This window comes from Vibrio sp. B1FLJ16 (assembly GCF_905175385.1).
Taxonomy (GTDB): Bacteria; Pseudomonadota; Gammaproteobacteria; order Enterobacterales; family Vibrionaceae; genus Vibrio.
Genome location: NZ_HG992750.1, coordinates 575,277 through 595,647 on the forward strand (window position 1 = coordinate 575,277; position 20,371 = coordinate 595,647).

Sequence of the window (20,371 nt, forward strand, 5' to 3'; positions counted from 1 at the left end):
TCATGATATTAGTGCGGCTGGTGAGAGTGAGCTTAGTTGTTACTTTGGTGGTGATCATGCTCGGTGCGTATACGCGTTTATCCGATGCTGGCTTAGGCTGCCCTGACTGGCCGGGTTGCTATGGTCATTTGTCGGTTCCCCATCATGAAGACGACGTAGCAAGAGCGAACCTTAATTTTCCTGAGCGTGCCGTAGAGCACGAGAAAGCCTGGCTGGAGATGATCCACCGCTATTTTGCAGGGTCGCTCGGAATGTTGATTTTTGTTATAGCGGTTATTGTGTCTCGGTCTGAGCGTGTTAATGCATTCATTCCTGTCACGCTGTGCCTGCTGGTGATAGGGCAGGCGCTGTTAGGCATGTGGACGGTTACGCTTAAGCTGATGCCCGTCATTGTTATGCTTCATCTGCTTGGTGGTTTTACATTGCTGGTGCTGCAAGCGGTATTTTATTGCCAGCTAAGGGCGCAAGGGAGTATCTATTTTTCTCCGTCCACAAGTTCAGTGCGATTGTTCTCAATGATCGCTTTTGTCGTGGTGCTATGTCAGGTGTTACTTGGTGGTTGGACATCCTCTAACTACGCAGCTTTGATGTGTACTACGTTGCCTATTTGTGAAGGGGACTGGGTTAGTTATTTGTCATGGCAAGAGGCGTTTTCTTTCTGGCAGACCGGATTCGATAATTACGAGTTTGGCGTTCTGGAATATCCGGCAAGAATGACCATCCATGTTAGCCATCGTATCGGTGCTATTGTCACTGCACTGGTCGTTGGGGCTTATTGTTTATTACTGATTAAGCATGACTCACATTATTTACGCACTTCAGGGACGTGGATCGGGCTTGTACTCGTATGCCAGGTCATGTTGGGTGTGAGTAATGTCGTGTTTCAGCTACCTATCTATGTTGCGGTGGCGCATACCCTTGGTGCTGCAGTTCTACTGAGCCTGATTTGTGTGAGTCAGTTTTACTTGTGGCAGGGTAAAACGCAATGGAGCCCTCAAGTGAAAGGAGTTCGCTATGAATAAAGAAATGGCATTGTCGTTAGAGGGACGAAAGAGAATAGGTTCCACTTACCTAAAGCTCACTAAACCTAAAGTTGTCGCGCTGATGCTGGTTACGGCGATAGTGGGCATGAGCTTAGCGCCCGTTGAGGTTTTTCCCTGGGTACAGGCAGCAATAGGACTAACGGGAATAGGATTGATGGCTGGTTCAGCTGCGGCGTTTAACCATCTTATCGACCGCCGGATCGATGCAAGAATGGCCCGAACACATAAACGCCCATTACCTTCTGGTTATACGAGTCCGATGTCGGTAGCAATATTTGCCATGTGTTTAGGTTTACTGGGATTTGTGCTGTTGTTTGTTTGGGTAAACCCGCTTACCGCATGGATGACGTGCTTGAGCTTACTTGGCTATGCGGTTGTCTACACCATGTATTTAAAACGGGCAACACCGCAGAATATTGTGATTGCAGGTATCGCAGGTGCAATGCCGCCATTACTTGGCTGGACTGCAGTAACGGGTGAGTTACATGGTAACGCGTGGCTTTTGGTTATGATCATCTTTATCTGGACGCCGCCGCACTTCTGGGCTCTGGCGATTCACAGAGTAGAAGAGTATCGAAAGGTGGATATTCCCATGTTGCCGGTCACTCACGGTATTGAATACACCAAAACTTCTATTCTGCTGTATTCGGTATTACTCACTCTGGTCTGTTTGATGCCGGTATTGGTCGGTATGGTGGGATCTGTTTACCTGTTTGCTTCACTGCTGCTTAATGCCGGGTTTATTTATCACGCCTGGAAACTGAAGTACGCATCGGAGGATAACAGCGCCATTGAGACGTTTAAGTTTTCTATTTATCACCTGTTTGTACTGTTTATCGCCTTACTCGCTGACCACAACATTGATTTTACATTGATGTGAACACTCGGATAGAAAAATGCCGGACTGTTAAGTCCGGCATTTTTGGGTGGGCTTATTGGATTTCCAATAACTCAATATCAAAGATCAACACACTTGCTGGTGGAATTGGACCCGTACCGCCTTTTCCGTAACCCAGCGTGCTTGGAACGAACAAGCGAATTTTCTCGCCTTCTACCATGTACTGAACACCTTCTTGCCAGCCTTTAATCACTTGGTTCAGACCGAATGAGATTGGCTCGCCACGATTCACAGAACTGTCGAAAACGGTGCCATCGATTAATGTGCCGTGGTAGTGCACTTTAACTTTGCTGGTCGCAGTCGGGTGAACATCACCAGTACCTTTTTCCAGCACCATGTACTGAAGGCCGCTTTCGGTTGTGATAACGCCTTCTTTCTTGGCGTTTTCTAACAGGAACGCTTGTCCTTTAGCAAAGTTTTCATCTGCAACTTTATGGTTTGTCCATGTGCGGTAAATGAAAAACGCCGCCAAAATAAAAATGATGAGGGGAAACAAAAATTTAGACACGTTGGCTCCTTGTCTATTTAGGTTGCTGTAGGGTCTGTTGACCTTTCGAGCTGAATTTTGCAGCGATTTGTGGGTTCTTTATACAAGGCAGAGGCTTTGAAATGTAGTTGCTCTACCTGAAAAGCCGATAACGCAGTAGAAAGGGCCCACAAATGCTGCCCGAAGGGTTCGGCTAAAAGCGTTTTACTCTTTGTTGAGAGGTGTTTTGCTTAGAATGACTAGGCTACAAACCTCTCGCCGCGATTAACACGCTTTTATCTCGAACAAAATTAACCGCTAAAGGTCAACAGACCCTAATAAATAATTAATGGTCTCAGCCATCGCTTCAACACTTTCATGACCACTGGAAATGACCTGATATTTACCATTGATGATAAATGTTGGTACTGAGTTAATCTGACCGCGAGTCGTTATTGCTTCTGCTTTTTTAATGTATTCAAAAAGCTGCGTTTGTTGTGCTTTATCGAGTTGATAAGGACTGATCAGGTTACGGGAATCAAACGCTTTTTCTACTGCAGCCTGGCGTTCTTCAGCCGTTGCATCGGGCGCCATTTGAACAGCAGCAAATAGATCTGCCATAAAGGCTTTATCCGGAGTTGCTTCTAACTGCATTACAGCTGCATAGAAAATGATAGCGCTGATTTGAGCACTTTCATTAAAAGTAACATGCATCTTTTCGACTTGCTGATTGGTCAGAGACTCAATTTGAGGGATAAACTCTTCCATCGAACGGCAATGACCACAGGTTAACGAGAAAGCCTCAGTTACCGGAGCCAGCTGGTATTCCTGAAGAGATATAGGCAGAAGTTCGTATTGTTTGCCCTGTAGTGGCTGAGAATTGCCGCTGTCGCATGCAGAGAGCGCCGTTACGGCGGCAATAAAAGCAAATCCTTTCAAAATGTTTTTGAACATATTAACGCTCTAATGAGAAATTTTCGTTAGTTTATCGGTTAATGTTAACGACTAAAACCATTAAAACCGATTGTTACACTAAAGTGGGGCGATAATACCTCAATAGAGGCTTTCTGGCGGGATTATGTCAGTAGTCAAAGTGGCACGATCAGTGCATTTAAGTTGATTATCTCAATGTCTTTTGGCATTAGATTAAATTTCGAATGAACAAAAGTGCTAAAGAGAACACGCACTTAGTCGACACAGTAAGTAAGAGTTTTTCTACGTTGGTAACGGTATGAAGCAGTGGTTTTTAATTGTTTGTTGCATTCTTTCGGGATGTGGCAGCGTCAGTAAAGATATGGTTCCTGGAGCCAAGATGTTAGACACAGCGCCTAAAACGAACACTGAATTGAGACATCCGGAGTGGGGCTATGCACGCTCAACGGGTGTTATTGCTCCTCGTGTGCAAAAAACAACGAGCACTGCTGCAACAACGTCGCAAAATGTAGCGTCGTTGGAGATGTTCTTAGACAGGCATAATATTGCCCACGAGACGATTCGCGGCGGCCACTTGATGGTGCGCTTAAAAGATCAGGTTCACTTTCAGACAGGCTCTGCGCAGTTATCGTTACAGTCTCAGGAATGGTTAAGAAGTCTTGGCCATTACCTTTCAGGCCGAAGTGATGTAGATATCGTCATTAATGGTCATGCGGATAACTCAGGTACTGCAAGTTTTAACGATACGCTGTCAGAGAAGCGTGCGCGTGAGGTGGAAAGTCAGTTACTTAGAACCAATATGCCTCGTCAGCGAGTCTTCTCTCGTGGGTTTGGTGAGTACGTTCCACAATGCAGCAATGATACATCTACTGGCAAAGCATGTAACCGACGCGTAGAACTGATGCTGATCGTCAGTGAGTAGCTAAAACAGAAAAGAGGCACCAATCAATGGTGCCTCTTTTACATCCGCCAGTGTTCTAGGGGGAACTTAGGCAAATTCTTTTTCGATGTAGTTAACGATGTCCGATGACTCGTAAAGCCATTCTGTCTTACCATCTTTTTCGATTCGAAGGCATGGCACTTTTACTCGGCCACCGCCTTGCTCAAGATCCTGGCGATGACGTGGGTCGTTCTTCGCATCACGCAGTTCAATATTCACTGATTGGCGCTTCATTGCACGGCGTACTTTTACGCAGAAGGGGCACGCTTCAAACTGGTACAGAGCATAGTCTTCAGATTTTTTATCGACACTCATCTGGTCATCAGCACTACGTTTGATCCCGCGAGGTGAAAAAACGGCATTAAGCAATAATATGATTTTGCCTAAAAACCAACGGATAAACTTCATAACAAATCCTTGTGTTCTATAGATGGATGCCTTTTACATTTGCAATCATGATTAGTACCAGTATTGCGCCAGCGGTGGAGTCTATCAGTTGTTCGTGTTAGATAAAACCATGCTTTTTATATGGCTTTTTGTATGGAAAGCAGTCGCTTAAGTTTGCCTATTATGCTTTCGTTTGTTGATGGGTTAGCTTCTCGACCTAGGTAAAAACTGCGCATTAGTTCAGATCGGAATGCGTTCAGGTCAATGCATTTAATCACCAATTCACGCTGCAATATTGTTTGAGTTTGCTCTGCATGGTCGTGAGCTAAGCTGAAATCCATGTTTAGATAACCTTGGATGTAAAGCCAAAGGTGCGTAATAAGAGTAAGTTCTTCTGCTGAATTATTCGTAAACTTATTGGCGTGTTCATTACCGACAGAATCCGTTAACGCCTGGTGCATCTGCAGAGTCGTTTGGGCGTGTTGCTCATAAAGGGCACTGGCCTCGATATGTGATTTAGTCAGTAGACCCAGCAAATGTAGCACGGGAGCGGTTGCCGGCTTGTTTTCACATACTCGCATGAATAGTGAGTTTTGCTCATTTAACCAGCGTTTCTTTGCTGCTTCATGTTCAGTTACGAAGGGAATCGTTTTGATTCCCATCTCTTCAATCAGTTCACTCAGTGGCGTCATGACGTTACAGTTCCTTCACTGTTACTTCTATATGTTGGTCGTTTATATCAACATATATTGATGTACCAGTGATCATAACAGACAGGTTTGCGCCTCGGTCAAGGTACTGACAAATCCTGTCAATAGCTTCGTAATCAAAGTTTTCAACAGTGACTGGAAGCATTGAAAACTTGCCAGATACTTTTTCCCACCATACTGAAGCTTTAGTGTTATAGCTGTAAACCTTCACGTTCTTGGCCAGACGAGTCGCTTTTTTAACTCTCTCCGGATCCGGTTCGCCAATTTCTATCCAGTGGGTGATAGTCTGGTCGTCGGCTACGTGCCATAAATCGGGTTCTTCGGTGGTTGATAACCCTTTGGTAAATTCCAGCTCACTTGTTGCATTCAGACAGTATGCTAAAACGCGAGCTAACATTCGTTGAGGTTTTTCAGAGGGATGCAGAGCGATGGTCAGTTTGTGTGAATTATAATAGTCGTTGTTCATATCGGATATATCGATACGAAACTTATAAATTGTTGGTTTTAGCGCCATGTTCTTATCGTTGTGTTGTGCTTATAAATGGGCAAAAAAATAGCCAGCTAAAAAGCTGGCTACCATATCAAATTCTTTAAGAATTAAAGTACTTTGATTTGCTCTGCTTGAGGGCCTTTTTGACCTTGAGAGATAACAAATTCTACTTTCTGGCCTTCAACTAGAGTACGGAAGCCGTCACCAGTGATTGCAGAGAAGTGAGCAAATACGTCAGGACCGTTTTCTTGTTGAATGAAACCGAAGCCTTTAGTTTCGTTGAACCACTTTACTGTGCCAGTAGCTGTGTTAGACATGTCTATTTTCCTAAATATCTAAATTTGTGTAATCTTTCGCCTCAACGGCGCTTATAGCGTGGAAAAAATAAATTGCTATTGCGTACCACAGGACGACGGAGTTACGAGTAATCCAACGAAATGTGAAAACAAAGAACTTTCTTTCTAGCCGTAAATGAGTCTAGGTTAAATCCGGTAAGAGTCAACTGATATTAGTAGTTTAAGGGAAAATATTTGTAATTAGTCACTATTTAAACAGCATGTTTTTGAGTATTTTTCAATTAAATGACGCTGTTGTGAAGTTTTTGAGCACAATTTTTATTTTTATCAACTAAATTGACTTATTTTTATAGCAAAATATTTTTAAGGCAACTATCGCTTCACGAGCGTGTATCTTGAGGTAGTTTGGGTATATACTTTCGCTCAATCCGGCCAGACCATTAAGGAGAGTTTATGGCGAAGTTAAGACCTCGTCCTCAGTCGAGTGAGTGTGATAGAGACACGGAGTTCGGCAGAGGGCAAATAAAAGACAATGCATTAAAAGCGGTTGTCACAAGTCAGTTATTTACAACCAGAGTGGTACAAGCGAAAAAAGGTAAAGGCAGCTTCCGCCGTAAAATGAAGCACAGAGGCAAAGAGCCCTATTCAAAGTTCTCCCGGAGTGGATTTTGAATAGGGCTTTTTTCATGTCTTCCGCCTAGCCTTTACTCCTTTTCACTCACTCCCTTACCTTTATATGCCTCAGCTTTGATATTTCTGCCTTGCTTCACTTAGGCACAATCAGTTCCTTGCTATACTCAATTGAATTTCATGTTTTTATTATAATTTCTGGCGTTTGCTTCCAGGACGAGTTGGCAAGTTGAGACTTATGTTTAAACCGTATTTATTTATGATATCTATTATATTCTCCCCGTTCACGTTTGCTGTTTCTGCTTTTGATATTGTCCAAAAGTCTGATCAGATGATGCGTGGTGAATCGAGCTATAGTGAAGCGACCATGGACATTATCCGACCGGACTGGCACCGCTCAATGACGATGAAAAGCTGGACGAAAGGCACTGAGTTGTCCATGGTTTTGGTGACGGCACCTGCTAAAGATAAAGGAAGTGCATCTCTGAAGCGTTATAGAGAGATGTGGAACTGGGTACCCAGTATAGAACGAATCATTAAAATAGCGCCTTCCATGCTAAGCCAATCCTGGATGGGCTCCGACTTTACCAACGATGATCTTATAAATCAGTCTTCCATTGTTGTGGATTACGAGCATACCTTGGTGGGAGAGGGGGCCTTTGATGGCGACAACGTTTGGAAAATAGACGCCGTAGCAAAACCTGATGCACCTGTCGTCTGGAATAAAGTCTCTCTGTGGATTTCTAAAGATACCTATTTGCAGCGCAAGATAGAGTTCTATGACGAGTTTGATGAGTTAATCAACGTGATGACCACTTTCGACATCAAAATGTTAGGTGGCAGGACGGTTGCGACTCGCATGGAAATGCAGCCGATGGATAAGCCGGGTAATAAAACGGTGTTAATCACGCATCAGGCGCAGTTCGATTTCAACATTGATGATGATTTCTTTTCTCAGCAGCAGATGAAGTTATTGAGGGACTAAGTGAACTGTTAAAGGAAAAGAGGCGGGCGTATGCTGATTAAACTTGCATGGCGGAACTTATGGAGGCAAAAGCGAAGGACGCTGCTGACAGCGACGGCATTGGCTTTAGTACTCTTTCTCTCCCTGATAACAAGAGCGTTCCAGGAAGGTAGCTATACATCCAACATAAAAAACGCCGCTAAGTTCTACACTGGTTTGATTCAATTACAAAATCCGGAATTCAGCGACTCTTCCAGTATTGATGATGTCTTGCCCCAAAGCGAAGCTTTTATCTCTGTCGCGAAAGATAATCCCAGTATTGACGTCGTTCTGCCACGATTAGAATCTTTTGCCCTTGCGGCTAAAGATGAGCGTTCTAAAGGAGCGTTAATTATCGGAGTTGATCCCGAAGCCGAAGATAAATACTCCGGTATCAGCAGTAAAATCGTTAAGGGGACTTATATCGCTTCGGGAGAGAACTCAGTGCTTGTTGGGTCAGGGTTAGCCCATTATTTGCATCTAGACGTCGGCGATGAGTTGGTCTTGTATGGCATGGGGTATCATGGTCAGACGGCTGCAGGGCTATATTTTGTTTCAGGTATTTTACATTTCCCTCTGCAACAGCTAGATACTCAACTGGTATACATGCCCCTTGATACCGCTCAATCGTTATATTCTCTTGATAAACAAGTCACCGCCTGGGTGCTCAACGCGAAAAGCTTACGCAATTTGCCTAATGTCGTTGATCAGTTAAGCAGAGACTATGGTAAAGACGTTGCAGTTAAAGACTGGAAAGCATTATCGCCGGAGTTGTCGCAACAGATAGCTTTAGATAAAGCGGGCGGGATCTTTCTGATTTATATCCTCTATGGCATCGTTGGTTTTGGGCTGTTTGCTACTATTCTCATGACAACGTTAGAGCGACAAAGAGAGTTTGCCGTCATGCTCGCTACCGGGATGCTGAGAAGGCAGTTAATTTCCTTGATAACGATTGAATCGTTGTTCATTTCCGTTCTTGGGGTTCTGATTGGACTATGCATCAGTGCACCCGTTCTAGGCTACTTCTACTTCAATCCAATTGAAATCACCGGTGAAGCCGCGCAGGTCATGTTGGAAACCGGTTTTGAACCCATCGTACCTGTATCAGTTGATCCCCATCTGGCACTGAATCAAATTCTGGTTGTACTCCTTATACTCTTCTTATGCCTCTTGTATCCGATGGTGCGTTTATTACGTTTACCGATTGCAAGTGGGCTAAAAGGAGGCGCTCATGTTGATTAAATTGGCTTGGCGCAACTTATGGAGAAATAAGCTCAGGACGTCGATTATGATAGGGGCTATGGTGTTCGGCCTGATGGGTGTGGTTGCCATGATAGGTTTTATGAACGGCTTGGTTGATAGCATGATAAAAAAACGCGATTACCTGGCAAACCAGCCATTTGCAGATTCATCAAAGTGAATACCTGATTAACCCTGAAATTAAAGAAATTATCCCAAACTCAGATGTAATTGCCACGACCTTAGCCAATCAACTTGACGTAAAGGCGGTGTCTGAGCGTTTTTTAGCAGATGGAATGATTGCTTCTGCGCGCAGTACACGTGGCATTCGTATCAATGGTATCAATATTGAACAGGAAGGACGAATTACGCCCCTTGCCAGACATATTCAGCAAGGAGAGTGGTTGAATGAAGAGGGGAAGAACCCGCTTTTGGTTTCCCAAAAAACTGCGCAAAGATTAAAGCTGCGTATCGGTTCTAAAGTGATTTTGACGCTTTCTGATATTAAGGGTGATGTTTCTGGTGCGGCTTTTCGTGTAAGAGGGATTTTTAAAACGCCGTCTACAACTTTTGATGACCGCAATGTTTACGTTCGTAAAGCGGATCTGGAAAAAATAGCAGGGCTTGTAGGCGCTCATGAGATTTCCATCTTGCTCAAGTCAAACGACGAGAACGTTCTCGAACAAACCAGAGCTTTTACCCAGTCGTTACTATCTCAATCTATAGGTGACCAGCTTGTCGTAAGAAAGTGGCTGGAGATACAACCGTTGCTTTCTACTATGATGAGTTCGATGAACATCTCCAATCAGGTCATGCTGGTGGTGTTTGTATTAGCCCTGACTCTGGGAATTATCAATATTATGCTGATGTCGGTTTTCGAGCGAACGCGAGAGTTTGGAGTGTTGATGGCGGTTGGCATGCAGCAACATAAAATCCGCACATTGATTATTTTAGAGACCCTGTTTTTAGGCTTATCAGGTTGTGCTTTAGGCTTACTTGGCAGTGCTGTTATGCTAAAAATTCTGAGTATTACAGGTTTGTCTCTTAGCGGCTTGGCGGACGGGCTCGGAGCCTATGGCGTTGATACCTTGTTATTTCCCAGGGTGTCTTTTTCTGAATATCGAATGATCATTGTAGCAATTTTTGTTGCTAGCCTCTTTGCTGCTTTGTATCCGGCACGACAAATTCTCAAGCATCGACCAGTGGATGCCATGGCGGAGAAAACTTGATGACAATAAAACTCGAGCGGCTGACCAAAACATATAACCCTGAGAGTGATTTTCCGGTTCATGCAGTTCAGTGCGTGGATTTGGAAATAAAACAGGGAGAGTTTGTTGCCATTATGGGACCATCTGGTTCAGGAAAAACAACGTTATTGAACATGCTGGGTGGAATTGATGCGCCGACATCCGGAAGAGTTGAGATAGATGGTTGCCTTATTTCAGAAATGTCGGAGAAAGAGCTGATTGCTTACCGAAGAGATAATATTGGCTTCATCTTCCAGGATTACAGTTTACTGCCCGTTTTGACGGCATTGGAAAACGTTGAGTTTGTCATGCAGCTGCAAGGAAAGACTGAGCGAGAATGTCGTGAACGCGCGACTTCTTTATTGGAACAAGTCGGTTTGTCTGAGCAGATAGATAAGCGACCAAGTAAAATGTCCGGAGGACAACAACAACGTGTCGCGGTAGCGCGGGCACTGGCTCCGAAACCACGTTTTGTTATGGCCGACGAACCAACAGCCAATTTAGATGCGAAAAGTACGGCTGAGTTGCTCGATATTATGGAGCAGCTTAGCGAGCAGGAGGGTACAACCTTCATCTTTTCTACCCATGATCCCAGGGTGATCAAACGCGCACATCGCATAATCGTTTTCGAAGATGGGCGCTTAGCGAGAGATTTTATTAATATCGGTAATACGGCAGAGAAAGCCCATGCATAGACGGACAGGTAAACCAAAGTTCAACGGGTCGTTGGCCGTCTCTTTTCTGGCATTGGTAAGCGCTCAAGCCATCGGGGCAGTTCCTGGTTTAGAAGCAGAAAAGTCCTGGGACTTAGATGGTTATGTCAAATATATGGCCACCTATAGCATTCCGGAAAAACAGAGCAACACGCTCGATCATCTTATTCACAACCGTTTTAATTTCGAATATCGCTTTTCTCCGAGCTGGCATATCAATATCGGCATCAGAAATCGCGCGCTGTGGGGTGATGCGCTGGATATTGAACAGTATCCACAGTTAGTGGCTCTGGATAACGGCTATTTCGACATAAGCAAAAATTGGCGTGAAGATGGCGTCATCCTGAACACTCAGATCGATCGACTCTATATTTCCTGGCAACAGGATGACTGGAGAGGGCTGCTCGGCCGATTCCGTGTTAATTGGTCTATGAATACGATCTGGAATCCAAACGATATCTATAACGCTTACTCTATTTATGATTTTGATTATGAAGAGAGGGCCGGAACCGATGCAGTTATGGCTAGTAAAACATTAGATTTTGCCAGTGGTATCGATTTAGTTTTTGCACCAGCTAAAAAACCGGCGAAAAACAGTCTGTCATTGCGCTATTTCGCTAATAAATCTGGCTGGGATTATCAGGTGATTGCCGGGCGCTCTAAACGGGATTTCGTGTTAGGAGCAGGCTTTGCAACGGACATTTATGAAGCTGGTATTCGAGGAGAGCTATCATGGTTCGACCCCATTGACTCCCAGTTCGTAAGTGACAATACCGAAAGAACCATGGTCGGGAGCCTTGAAGCAGACTATAGCTTTGGAGGATCGCGCAGTTGGCTAGGGCGCGTTGCCTGGTTGTATATCTCTGAACCGCAGAAAGCGTTAAGCGCACTGGCTTACCTTAACTTGCCACTAGATGCCAAAACACTAAGTTTCACACAACATACTCTGTATACCGATATGAGCTTTGACCTTACCTCACTTAATCGTTTTACCGCCTCAATAAGTTATTATGATGATGGATCGTTTTTTTTCTGGCTTGTCGAATAGTTATTCACTTGCGACTGATTGGCAGTTGCTTACTGTTTTACAAAGCTTTAACGGAACAAGTGACAGCCTGTTTGGTGAAACTCCGGCGGTTTTGTTGTACGCAAATATACGATACAGCTTTTAGAGCATGCTTCAGATTAGTCGTTGTATCTAAATAGTTTTATTAATAACAAATAAAACCTTGTTTTTAATCCATTTGTGTTACTTATATTTAATGTTTTTGTAAATAGCGTTATATTTGAGGTTCATCGTTTTCAGGAGTTTATGGATGAACCTTACGATTTCAGGGAAGTTGCAGCTGAGTTTTATGCTGCTTGCCGTACTTTTTATTACTTCTGCGCTCTTTACTTATCGCAGCATCACTACCGTAGAACAACATGCTTCTTCACTGCTTACGTCAGATCTACCGACAGTAGATACGAGTCGTGGTATTCAACAATCTGTTCAAGCGTCGCTGTCTTCCATTCGAGCATACATGTTGCTTGGCGGAGATGAAGTGGCAGCAGAACAACTCAGCCAGGATGTGCAAAATATTATCTCGTCGACAGATGAATCATTGCCGACTCTGCAAGCCTTGATTTCGGAGCAAGATTTTCTCGATATTCAAAGTCAGTGGCATGGCATGAAAGGCTTTTTAAATCAGCTGCTTGAACTTGGTCATAGTGACGAAAATTTACCTGCACATAGCTTATTTACCAACGAAGCGGCGCCTATCGCTGAAGTGGCGCTCGATCAGATCCAAAGTCTGATAAATGAAGAGTCAGGAAACCTGTTTGGCGGTGATCGTAAACGACTTTTCAAAGTCTATGCAGACAGCTATACCTCACTTTCGAATGCCCTGTCAGCACTGCGTGACTTCCTTTTGTATGGACAAGAAGAACACCTCGATAAATATCGGGATTTGATCAAGTTCCATAATCAATCTGTTGAGGAGATTGAAGGGAAACTAGACAGGTTATCGGATAACGATAAATCACTGTGGTCATTGTTCAAGGAGATGCAGGGTCTGTATTTCCCGTTAGCTGAGCAGGTGATTACTTTGCGCCGCTCACCAGAATGGAATCAGTCAAACTTATTGATGGCAAATGAACTGTTACCTGCTGCAAATTCGCTGGACAAGAGCCTGGAAGCGATAGTAATGGCGCAACAGAATCGGGCGAATCAGAGTGGTGAAGGTATCAGCCAGTCCATTCAAAATGTACTGACATCAACGTTGATTGCTGCAGTACTTGTGATTGTGGCTGCCATCGCGAGTTCTAAATACATGGGGAACACGATTGGCCGCAGAGTCAGACAAGTGTCCGAGCGTGCAAAGACGATCGCCTCTGGAGATGTTTCCCAGCCGCCACTTAATGTTTCAGGTAAGGATGAGCTTGCTGTATTGACTGAATCTATCAACCGCATGAACGAGTCGCTGGCCAACATTGTAGCCGGCGTAAGCGGTAAAGCGTCCCAGGTCGATATCAGCATGGGAGAACTTTTAGAGTCCGCACAGGTAACGTCGACTAATGTGGAGCAGCAGCAAACTAACATTGTTGAAATGGGACGTCAGCTTGAAGAGATAGCAACTGCAGCGCGGAATACGTTGGCGCAAGCGCATCAGTCGGTTCAGAAATTGTCTGATTCTAAAGGTGAAATTGAGCAAGGTCGAGATGCGTTAGAGCAAAACAAAATCACGATGGACAGTTTGCATAGCAGCATAGAAAACGCGAGTTCTCGTGTTACACAACTAAGTAAAGAGAGTGAAGCGATAGGCCGGGTTACTGAAGTGATCGAAGGCCTGGCAGAACAAACCAATTTGCTAGCCCTCAATGCCGCGATCGAAGCGGCACGTGCAGGAGAGCAGGGGCGTGGATTTGCTGTTGTTGCAGATGAAGTACGCATGCTCGCATCGAGAACAACCCAATCAACGACAGAGATCAATAACATCATCAACGCTATACAGAGTTCAACGAACTTAGTTGTTGAAGAAATAGAGCACAGTCAGTCGCTTGCAGAAACCGGTGCTGAACATATAGAGAAGGCGGTGAGTAAATTAGTCACAAGTACTGAGCAAATCAGTTCACTAAACGACCAGATGGCTGAACTAGCAGCTGCTGCGGAACAACAGTCACATGCAACGCAGTCAATTACTGGTTTAATGAATGATATTACTCACTCTGTGGATGAGGTATCGAGCAACAGCCAGCATGCTTCTGACACTTCTCTACAGGTCAAAGAGCAGGTGACAGAGCTTAACCAGCAAATGGCCGCATTTAAAACCGCTTAAACGAAGCTGATTATCGCCCAACCATTACTCTATCGAGTATCACATGGTTGGGCTTTTTTTTATCGTTTCCTTAATCTCTCGATATCAATCACTTTTGATCTATTGAATTTGGTTATCAAAGCTATAGCTAAAACCGAATTTCCTTACTCAGTGCACCGATTTAATATAACTCCATCAGCAGCGAACACTGCAAAATAAGTTTTAACGTATTACCAGGAGCAAGATATGAGTACACAAGTAAGCCTAATTGGTCTGGATCGCGAACATTCTGAACAACTAGCACAACAGTTGAATCAACTACTTGCCCACTACCAAGTGTTGTACATGAACACACGTGGTTACCACTGGAACATCAAAGGGCATCAATTCTTTGAGCTACATGTAAAATTTGAAGAAATCTACACCGACCTGCAAGTAAAAATTGATGAACTGGCAGAACGTATTTTGACCTTGGGTTATACCCCAGCACATGCCTTCAGTCACTATCTGGAATCCAGTGAGATTCGTGAGCATCAAAATGCAACCTCCGGAGATGAATGTGTTAAAGGCCTTGTCGATGGTTTTAGCGTTCTCCTTCTCAAGCAGCGTGACATTCTATTCAACGCAGGAGAAGCGGATGATGAAGGTACAGCTGCATTAATGGGCGATTATATTCGTGAACAAGAAAAACTGATGTGGATGCTTAACGCTTATCTGCAGTAAGGAAAAAGAATCGGGAAATAAGATCAAAAGAGCACTTAGGTGCTCTTTTTTTTTTCGTTTGTTCGCCTGGTTAGTAATCTTGGCGTTGTAGGGACGATTGAAAGTAATTTAATAAATCACTGAGTTCTTTTACTGAGAGTGATGCCGAGTTAGCGAAGTCTGATACGTTACCATGGTGGACGAGACAAGAAGGCATCTTTGCATTGTAAGCCGCCTGCAAATCGTATAGGAAGTCACCAACATAAAGGACTTCATGCGGCATCAGACGCCAGTCTTTTGCTAATATCTGCAACGATAATGGATCGGGTTTAGGCGGGTAGCACTCACGTGTAATAACGCGTTCAACCTCAATTTGGTTATGTTCGAGTTTTCGCTGTGTTGCAATTTGGCAATTACGCGTAACGATTGCTGTTCTGATATTTTCTTTATCTAAGTAAGCCAGTATGTCGTGACATCCGAGCATCGGTGACGACTGTTCGGCATCAGAAATCTCATGATCAAAAATTACGTTATGGGCGTGCTCTTGATGATGCGGGTGTTCTAACTTTTCAACAAACTCCAGTAAGTCTTCAGACTGTGGGCAACCAAGCTGTTGGCGCAGCGTCTTGAAATCCATGTCCGAACTCACAAGTGTATTATCGAGATCGAAAATCACGGCTTTAATGCCATTTACGACTAGTGGGAACGGAATCATTGTGACCTCATGAATGCTATTTAAGATATTTTAAAAACCTAAGCCCAGTTTGGTTTATTTCTGCTCGAGACGAAAGATCTTTCCCGAGTCGGTTGAAAAGTAGAGATAACCATCAGGGCTGATGGTGATGTCCCTGATTCGCTCTCCAAGGTCTTCCATCAGGCGTTGATACTCGGTGAGTTCTCCATCTTCGACAGACACCACATTGATATGGGTAAGCTTTAGTGCCCCAGCCACAATTTTTCCGTCGAGATCCGGATATTTGCCCCCACGATATAGGACTAAGTTACTTGGTGCGATAGAAGGTATATAGACCAGTTTTGGATCTTCCATTTCAGGTAAGGACTTTGCCTCACCGACATCCAGCGGTCCCCAATACTCTTTCCCTTGAGAGACTCGTGCCCAGCCATAGTTGCTGCCCTTTTTAATCAGGTTTATTTCATCACCGCCTCTGGGGCCGTGTTCGATAGACCATAATTGATGGGTTGCTTCATCGTAAAATAAACCCTGTGGGTTACGGTGGCCATAACTCCAGATTTCAGGACGGGCATCAGTGCTTTTGAAAGGATTATCTGCGGGAACACTGCCGTCCAGATTTAGGCGTAAGATGGAACCTGCGTGAGTTTGCCGGTTTTGTCCGTTGTCGAGCTCACCACGGTCTCCAATCGAGAAATAAACTTTATCGTCAACAAACGCAATACGGCTTCCGAAATGCCTTCCGGTATCAGTAACCGCATCAGCGACCAAAAGATCGTTCCAGTTGACTAACTTGTTATTTTCGAGAGTTGCTGTCGCCAGAGCGACAGTATTTCCTTCGCTGGTACGTTTACTGTAAGTAAAGAAAAGCTGTGGGCGAATCTTGTCTGCATTTGGTGCAAGAGCAACATCTAATAAGCCTGCCTGACCAGAGGTATTGACATCAGAGACGGAATATAACTTTGTGCGTTTACCTGACTCAATATTGAGTAGTGAAATCGTGCCATTCTTTTCGTTAACCACAACCTCTTTTGAGTTAAGAAACTCTATTCCCCAAGGGATTTGGAATCCGTTTGCGATTTCCTTTGCTTCGTATTGAGCGCAGAGAGCGGTAAGCGGTAAACAAGCTAGCAGAGTGGTGATGACAGTTCTCATGGTTCCTTCCAATATCGACATCGTCGGTTAATATAACCTAACATCAGATAGACAAGTTTGTCAGGAAATCTACTGTATACAGATGTAAAAAAATCCCCGATGCAGGATCGGGGATTTCTAGGTTCAATAGACACTAATCTATCAGGAAAAGTTTCTCTTAAGCGTTACATTGCCGCTTCAAAGATTGCACAGATTTCTTCATGCGTAGCTTGTTTAGGGTTTGTGAAACCACAAGCATCTTTTAGCGCGTTGTCTGCAAGTGTAGGGATGTCTTCTAGCTTAGCACCAAGCTCTTTGATACCAGCAGGGATACCTACATCTTTCGCTAGTTCAACAATTGCATCAATCGCTGCTGCTGCGCCTTGCTCAGCAGACATACCTTCAACATTAACACCCATTGCTTTTGCCACATCAGCCAGACGCTCAGGACATACTTGTGCGTTGTAGCGCTGTACGTGAGGAAGCAGAATTGCGTTACATACGCCATGTGGTAGATCGTAGAAACCACCTAGTTGGTGCGCCATTGCGTGAACGTAACCCAGCGACGCGTTATTAAATGCCATACCCGCCATGAACTGTGCGTATGCCATTTGCTCACGTGCTTCTAAGCTTTCGCCATTTTTCACAGCTGTGCGCAGGTGTGCTTGAATCAGTTCAATCGCTTTGATCGCTACCGCGTCAGTGATTGGTGTTGCGCCAATTGATACATAAGCTTCAATCGCGTGAGTCAGAGCGTCCATACCCGTAGCCGCAGTTAGTGAAGCAGGCTTAGCAAGCATCAATTCTGGGTCGTTAACAGAGATAAGTGGAGTAGTGTGCTTATCTACGATAGCCATTTTAATGTGGCGCTCTTCATCTGTGATGATACAGAAACGTGTCATCTCAGATGCTGTACCAGCCGTTGTATTAATCGCGATAAGTGGCAGCATTGGTTTTGGCGACTGATCTACACCTTCGTAGTCTCCAATTTGGCCACCGTTTGACGCTACGAGTGCGATACCTTTTGCACAATCGTGTGGAGAGCCACCACCAAGTGAGATTACGAAATCACAGTCATTTTCTTTTAAAAGTGCTAAGCCATCGTTAACGTTAGTGATTGTTGGGTTAGGTTGAGTACCATCAAATACAACCGTTGGTACATTTCTTTCGTTAAGAAGTGCTTGTACCTGTTCTACTACGCCGATTTGGTTAAGGATTTTATCTGTTACGATCAAACCTTTTTTGAAACCTTGTGATTGAATACTGTTCGCCGCGTCTTTCAGGCAGCCAGCACCCATCAGGTTTACCGTAGGGATAAAAAATGCAGTTGTCATATGGATTGCTCCGTCGTTTCTTTTAAAAGTTGTAACTCATTTGAATTTACTGTCGCATACCCTTCTCCGGTACCAAGTTGATCTAGGACAAGTTACATCGGTGAGGGAGACTTTCATCGAAATAAGTGTGACAGCGATCTCGTTACACGCTATATCGGTGTAACACCAATATAACTTAGTCGAAATACTAATTTAATGGCTTAAAAGAATGTTAAAAATTGGGATCTATTGATGATTTGTATCTAATCTAGACCAAAGTATAAGAAAACCCCATTGATATTATATTTGTCAATGGGGTTGAGATTTTTGTATATAAGTTATCTATCAATAATCAGGCTATCTGGATAAGTTTATGTATCAACTTTTCGATGCCTGAGGCTGCTTGGGAGATGTTTTCCGCTAACATATAAGCTGGCGTTGAAAGTACATTGTGTTTTTCATCAAACACATACTCATCGACGGTACATTCAATGTGCTGTCCACCCATTTGATTAAAAGCGGCTGATGTCGCTTCATCATTACCAATCGTTCCCTGTACTCCTTGTTCATAAATCATCGGAATGATGACGGGCGCAATACAAAGATAACCAGCTGGCTTATTCGCATGGGCGAATTCACGGCAGGCTTGAGCGACATGTGTATTGATGGAACACTCCGCACCAGACACCGCAAAGTCAGTCAGGTTTTTTGCAGCGCCAAATCCACCTGGCAAAAGTAGCGCATCAAAATCGTCGACGTTGAGTCTGGCAACGTCTTCGATATTTCCTCGAGCGATACGCGCGGATTCCACTAGTACATTTCTTGTTTCGTCCATCTCTTTGCCGGTCAGATGGTTGATGACGTGTAACTGTTCAATATTGGGAGCAAAGCAATGCCATGTTGCGCCCGCTTTCTCTATAGCATAGAGAGCTAATACAGCTTCATTAAGTTCTGTTCCGTCATAAACACCAGAACCGCTGAAGATTACCGCGACTTTTTTCATCTGAGAGCTCCTTTATTCAATGATTTCCGTTTGTTGCTCTTTTTCTTTCAGAGATTGATTCGTTTCGACGACTTCGTTTTCGTCTTCTGCTTCTTCATCATAGTAGCGCACTAAAAAAGGTGTGAGCATTATCGTAGACGGGAGAAAGTGCTTCATATCAGCTCCAGACAGGTAGTGGGATAATTTTTATACCTATTTTTATAAAGGAGTAGGTTGAAGCGGATCATTTTTGCGTTAAGCTAGCGTTTTAGTTGGCATTCATGAGTAGTAGGTCACATGGAATCTGCGCAGTTTCGGTTCACGCTTTACGGCGGTATTGCCATCCTTTCCTGGAGTTGTTTGTTAGGCATTGCAAGGCTGGTTACTGAGAGTCTGGGGCCTGTCGGTGGGGCCGCCATACTGTACTCTCTTAGTTCTGTATTTCTACTGATAGTGGTTGGTATTCCCAAACTCTCTTACTTTTCTCCTAAGTATCTGATCTTAGGGGGAGCAATGTTTGTTTGCTATGAGATTTTTCTCGCTCTGGCTTTGGGGTACTCCAACTCTCGTGCACAGGCTATAGAAGTGTCAATCGTGAACTACCTCTGGCCAGCGTTGACCGTATTGTTTGCTGTGCTGGGCGGTAATAAGAAGCCGAACTGGTTACTCTATCCCGCGGTTACACTGGCGTTTATAGGTGTTGCCTGGACAGTGAGTGGTGATAATGGTTTGTCCATGCAGCAAATCATTACCAATGTCAGCAGTAACCCGTTAGTTTATTTTATGGCGTTTACGGGGGCAATAATCTGGGCGATTTACTGTAATCTGACTAAAAAGCAGCAATCGGGCCATAACGCGATAACACTGTTTTTCATCGCTACCGCGGTTTCTTTGTGGATTAAGTTTGCCCTGACTGATGAACCAGCTATGACATTCTCTTGGTCCGCCCTAGGCTATTTGCTGGCGTCTTCTGCTTTAATGGCTGGTGGATATGGCTTATGGAACGTAGCGATTGTGGGCGGAAACATGGTCTTTCTTGCAACACTGTCTTACTTTACGCCGATTTTTTCTGCATTGTTCTCCTCAATCATTCTTGGAGTCAGCTTAAGCCAAAGCTTTTGGTATGGGGTCGCCATGGTAACCCTAGGTTCTTTATTGTGCTGGTTGGTTACAAAAGAGAAGCGTGAGGAAACCGCGCAGGGGAAGATAGCCGCAGATACAGAAAAGCTCCCGGGTTAGGGAGCTTTTTATCATTGAT

At 44.2% G+C, this 20,371-nt stretch carries 20 protein-coding genes and 3 pseudogenes; 12 read left to right on the plus strand and 11 right to left on the minus strand.

From position 1 onward, the window contains the following. Positions 1–2: 2 nt before the first annotated feature. Complete coding sequence (locus KHN79_RS16660; protein WP_182011434.1) at positions 3–1,022, plus strand: COX15/CtaA family protein; 1,020 nt, start codon at positions 3–5, stop codon at positions 1,020–1,022. Further along, entirely contained in the window at positions 1,015–1,923 is a 909-nt protein-coding gene (gene cyoE / locus KHN79_RS16665; RefSeq protein WP_182011433.1) for a heme o synthase, read from the plus strand. Before KHN79_RS16660 ends, cyoE begins: the two co-directional genes overlap by 8 nt. Before the next feature lie 52 nt (positions 1,924–1,975). On the opposite strand, the gene KHN79_RS16670 is transcribed toward cyoE, so the two are convergent. Beyond that, complete coding sequence (locus KHN79_RS16670; RefSeq protein WP_182011432.1) at positions 1,976–2,449, minus strand: FKBP-type peptidyl-prolyl cis-trans isomerase; 474 nt, start codon at positions 2,447–2,449, stop codon at positions 1,976–1,978. Between the two features lie 276 nt (positions 2,450–2,725). Continuing rightward, complete coding sequence (locus KHN79_RS16675) at positions 2,726–3,361, minus strand: thiol:disulfide interchange protein DsbA/DsbL (RefSeq protein ID WP_182010138.1); 636 nt, start codon at positions 3,359–3,361, stop codon at positions 2,726–2,728. A gap of 277 nt (positions 3,362–3,638) precedes the next feature. Between KHN79_RS16675 and KHN79_RS16680 the strand changes: the two genes are divergently transcribed. Continuing rightward, entirely contained in the window at positions 3,639–4,262 is a 624-nt protein-coding gene (locus tag KHN79_RS16680) for an OmpA family protein (RefSeq protein ID WP_182010137.1), read from the plus strand. 66 nt (positions 4,263–4,328) lie between these two features. Here the strand turns inward: KHN79_RS16680 and KHN79_RS16685 are convergent, their stop codons facing one another. The 4 genes from KHN79_RS16685 to KHN79_RS16700 all read right to left on the minus strand — a co-directional run bounded on the left by KHN79_RS16685 (position 4,329) and on the right by KHN79_RS16700 (position 6,184). After that, positions 4,329–4,688 (minus strand): glutaredoxin, encoded by a 360-nt coding sequence (locus KHN79_RS16685; RefSeq protein WP_182010136.1) that lies wholly within the window; start codon positions 4,686–4,688, stop codon positions 4,329–4,331. Between the two features lie 116 nt (positions 4,689–4,804). Continuing rightward, positions 4,805–5,359 (minus strand): hypothetical protein, encoded by a 555-nt coding sequence (locus tag KHN79_RS16690; RefSeq protein WP_182010135.1) that lies wholly within the window; start codon positions 5,357–5,359, stop codon positions 4,805–4,807. 4 nt (positions 5,360–5,363) lie between these two features. Continuing rightward, positions 5,364–5,891: a YaeQ family protein gene (locus tag KHN79_RS16695; protein WP_182010134.1), complete on the minus strand. Its 528-nt coding sequence runs from the start codon at positions 5,889–5,891 to the stop codon at positions 5,364–5,366. Positions 5,892–5,974: 83 nt separating this feature from the next. Then, complete coding sequence (locus tag KHN79_RS16700; RefSeq protein ID WP_005375625.1) at positions 5,975–6,184, minus strand: cold-shock protein; 210 nt, start codon at positions 6,182–6,184, stop codon at positions 5,975–5,977. A gap of 432 nt (positions 6,185–6,616) precedes the next feature. On the opposite strand from KHN79_RS16700, the pseudogene KHN79_RS16705 reads away from it, so the two are divergent. The 8 genes and pseudogenes from KHN79_RS16705 to KHN79_RS16740 all read left to right on the plus strand — a co-directional run bounded on the left by KHN79_RS16705 (position 6,617) and on the right by KHN79_RS16740 (position 15,014). Then, positions 6,617–6,864 (plus strand): annotated as a pseudogene (locus KHN79_RS16705) (ribosome alternative rescue factor ArfA). A gap of 167 nt (positions 6,865–7,031) precedes the next feature. After that, on the plus strand, positions 7,032–7,778 hold the full coding sequence (locus KHN79_RS16710; RefSeq protein WP_182010133.1) for an outer membrane lipoprotein-sorting protein: 747 nt from the start codon (positions 7,032–7,034) through the stop codon (positions 7,776–7,778). 30 nt (positions 7,779–7,808) lie between these two features. Continuing rightward, on the plus strand, positions 7,809–9,038 hold the full coding sequence (locus tag KHN79_RS16715) for an FtsX-like permease family protein (RefSeq protein ID WP_182010132.1): 1,230 nt from the start codon (positions 7,809–7,811) through the stop codon (positions 9,036–9,038). Next, positions 9,028–10,264 (plus strand): annotated as a pseudogene (locus KHN79_RS16720) (FtsX-like permease family protein). The gene KHN79_RS16715 and the pseudogene KHN79_RS16720 overlap by 11 nt, the downstream one beginning before the upstream one ends. Next, positions 10,264–10,977, plus strand: a complete 714-nt coding sequence (locus tag KHN79_RS16725; RefSeq protein WP_182010130.1) for an ABC transporter ATP-binding protein — start codon at positions 10,264–10,266, stop codon at positions 10,975–10,977. The pseudogene KHN79_RS16720 and the gene KHN79_RS16725 overlap by 1 nt, the downstream one beginning before the upstream one ends. Next, positions 10,970–12,167, plus strand: a pseudogene (locus tag KHN79_RS16730) (hypothetical protein). The gene KHN79_RS16725 and the pseudogene KHN79_RS16730 overlap by 8 nt, the downstream one beginning before the upstream one ends. Positions 12,168–12,311: 144 nt before the next feature. Next, positions 12,312–14,312, plus strand: a complete 2,001-nt coding sequence (locus KHN79_RS16735; RefSeq protein WP_182010128.1) for a methyl-accepting chemotaxis protein — start codon at positions 12,312–12,314, stop codon at positions 14,310–14,312. Positions 14,313–14,537: 225 nt separating this feature from the next. Beyond that, positions 14,538–15,014 (plus strand): Dps family protein, encoded by a 477-nt coding sequence (locus tag KHN79_RS16740; RefSeq protein ID WP_182010127.1) that lies wholly within the window; start codon positions 14,538–14,540, stop codon positions 15,012–15,014. Between the two features lie 70 nt (positions 15,015–15,084). Here the strand turns inward: KHN79_RS16740 and KHN79_RS16745 are convergent, their stop codons facing one another. From KHN79_RS16745 to KHN79_RS16765, 5 genes are all read right to left on the minus strand, one after another. Further along, positions 15,085–15,708 (minus strand): HAD family hydrolase, encoded by a 624-nt coding sequence (locus tag KHN79_RS16745; protein WP_182010126.1) that lies wholly within the window; start codon positions 15,706–15,708, stop codon positions 15,085–15,087. Positions 15,709–15,762: 54 nt separating this feature from the next. Next, positions 15,763–16,839 carry a PQQ-dependent sugar dehydrogenase gene (locus KHN79_RS16750; RefSeq protein WP_182010125.1) on the minus strand — a complete coding sequence of 359 codons (1,077 nt, stop codon included), beginning with the start codon at positions 16,837–16,839 and terminating at the stop codon, positions 15,763–15,765. Positions 16,840–17,003: 164 nt separating this feature from the next. Continuing rightward, the gene (gene yiaY / locus KHN79_RS16755; RefSeq protein ID WP_182010124.1) at positions 17,004–18,152 is read right to left on the minus strand and encodes an L-threonine dehydrogenase; all 1,149 of its coding nucleotides are present in this window, start codon (positions 18,150–18,152) and stop codon (positions 17,004–17,006) included. 331 nt (positions 18,153–18,483) lie between these two features. Continuing rightward, the gene (gene elbB / locus KHN79_RS16760; RefSeq protein WP_182010123.1) at positions 18,484–19,134 is read right to left on the minus strand and encodes an isoprenoid biosynthesis glyoxalase ElbB; all 651 of its coding nucleotides are present in this window, start codon (positions 19,132–19,134) and stop codon (positions 18,484–18,486) included. 12 nt (positions 19,135–19,146) lie between these two features. Next, entirely contained in the window at positions 19,147–19,290 is a 144-nt protein-coding gene (locus KHN79_RS16765; protein WP_182010122.1) for a hypothetical protein, read from the minus strand. A 120-nt stretch (positions 19,291–19,410) separates the two neighbouring features. Here KHN79_RS16765 and yddG point away from each other — a divergent pair, with 120 nt between their 5' ends. Beyond that, a complete protein-coding gene (gene yddG / locus KHN79_RS16770) occupies positions 19,411–20,352 on the plus strand; it encodes an aromatic amino acid DMT transporter YddG (RefSeq protein WP_182010121.1) in 942 nt (313 codons plus the stop codon). Positions 20,353–20,371 lie beyond the last annotated feature (19 nt).

What these genes read in the sequence shown, in the direction of transcription:
- KHN79_RS16725 (WP_182010130.1), top strand. Translation starts at nt 10,264, where the DNA reads ATGACAATAAAACTCGAGCGGCTGACCAAAACATATAACCCTGAGAGT.
- KHN79_RS16680 (WP_182010137.1), top strand. Translation starts at nt 3,639, where the DNA reads ATGAAGCAGTGGTTTTTAATTGTTTGTTGCATTCTTTCGGGATGTGGC.
- KHN79_RS16745 (WP_182010126.1), bottom strand. Translation starts at nt 15,708, where the DNA reads ATGATTCCGTTCCCACTAGTCGTAAATGGCATTAAAGCCGTGATTTTC.
- KHN79_RS16750 (WP_182010125.1), bottom strand. Translation starts at nt 16,839, where the DNA reads ATGAGAACTGTCATCACCACTCTGCTAGCTTGTTTACCGCTTACCGCT.
- yddG (WP_182010121.1), top strand. Translation starts at nt 19,411, where the DNA reads ATGGAATCTGCGCAGTTTCGGTTCACGCTTTACGGCGGTATTGCCATC.
- KHN79_RS16765 (WP_182010122.1), bottom strand. Translation starts at nt 19,290, where the DNA reads ATGAAGCACTTTCTCCCGTCTACGATAATGCTCACACCTTTTTTAGTG.
- KHN79_RS16695 (WP_182010134.1), bottom strand. Translation starts at nt 5,891, where the DNA reads ATGGCGCTAAAACCAACAATTTATAAGTTTCGTATCGATATATCCGAT.
- cyoE (WP_182011433.1), top strand. Translation starts at nt 1,015, where the DNA reads ATGAATAAAGAAATGGCATTGTCGTTAGAGGGACGAAAGAGAATAGGT.
- KHN79_RS16660 (WP_182011434.1), top strand. Translation starts at nt 3, where the DNA reads ATGATATTAGTGCGGCTGGTGAGAGTGAGCTTAGTTGTTACTTTGGTG.
- KHN79_RS16685 (WP_182010136.1), bottom strand. Translation starts at nt 4,688, where the DNA reads ATGAAGTTTATCCGTTGGTTTTTAGGCAAAATCATATTATTGCTTAAT.
- KHN79_RS16700 (WP_005375625.1), bottom strand. Translation starts at nt 6,184, where the DNA reads ATGTCTAACACAGCTACTGGCACAGTAAAGTGGTTCAACGAAACTAAA.
- KHN79_RS16675 (WP_182010138.1), bottom strand. Translation starts at nt 3,361, where the DNA reads ATGTTCAAAAACATTTTGAAAGGATTTGCTTTTATTGCCGCCGTAACG.
- KHN79_RS16740 (WP_182010127.1), top strand. Translation starts at nt 14,538, where the DNA reads ATGAGTACACAAGTAAGCCTAATTGGTCTGGATCGCGAACATTCTGAA.
- yiaY (WP_182010124.1), bottom strand. Translation starts at nt 18,152, where the DNA reads ATGACAACTGCATTTTTTATCCCTACGGTAAACCTGATGGGTGCTGGC.
- KHN79_RS16715 (WP_182010132.1), top strand. Translation starts at nt 7,809, where the DNA reads ATGCTGATTAAACTTGCATGGCGGAACTTATGGAGGCAAAAGCGAAGG.
- elbB (WP_182010123.1), bottom strand. Translation starts at nt 19,134, where the DNA reads ATGAAAAAAGTCGCGGTAATCTTCAGCGGTTCTGGTGTTTATGACGGA.
- KHN79_RS16735 (WP_182010128.1), top strand. Translation starts at nt 12,312, where the DNA reads ATGAACCTTACGATTTCAGGGAAGTTGCAGCTGAGTTTTATGCTGCTT.
- KHN79_RS16710 (WP_182010133.1), top strand. Translation starts at nt 7,032, where the DNA reads ATGTTTAAACCGTATTTATTTATGATATCTATTATATTCTCCCCGTTC.
- KHN79_RS16690 (WP_182010135.1), bottom strand. Translation starts at nt 5,359, where the DNA reads ATGACGCCACTGAGTGAACTGATTGAAGAGATGGGAATCAAAACGATT.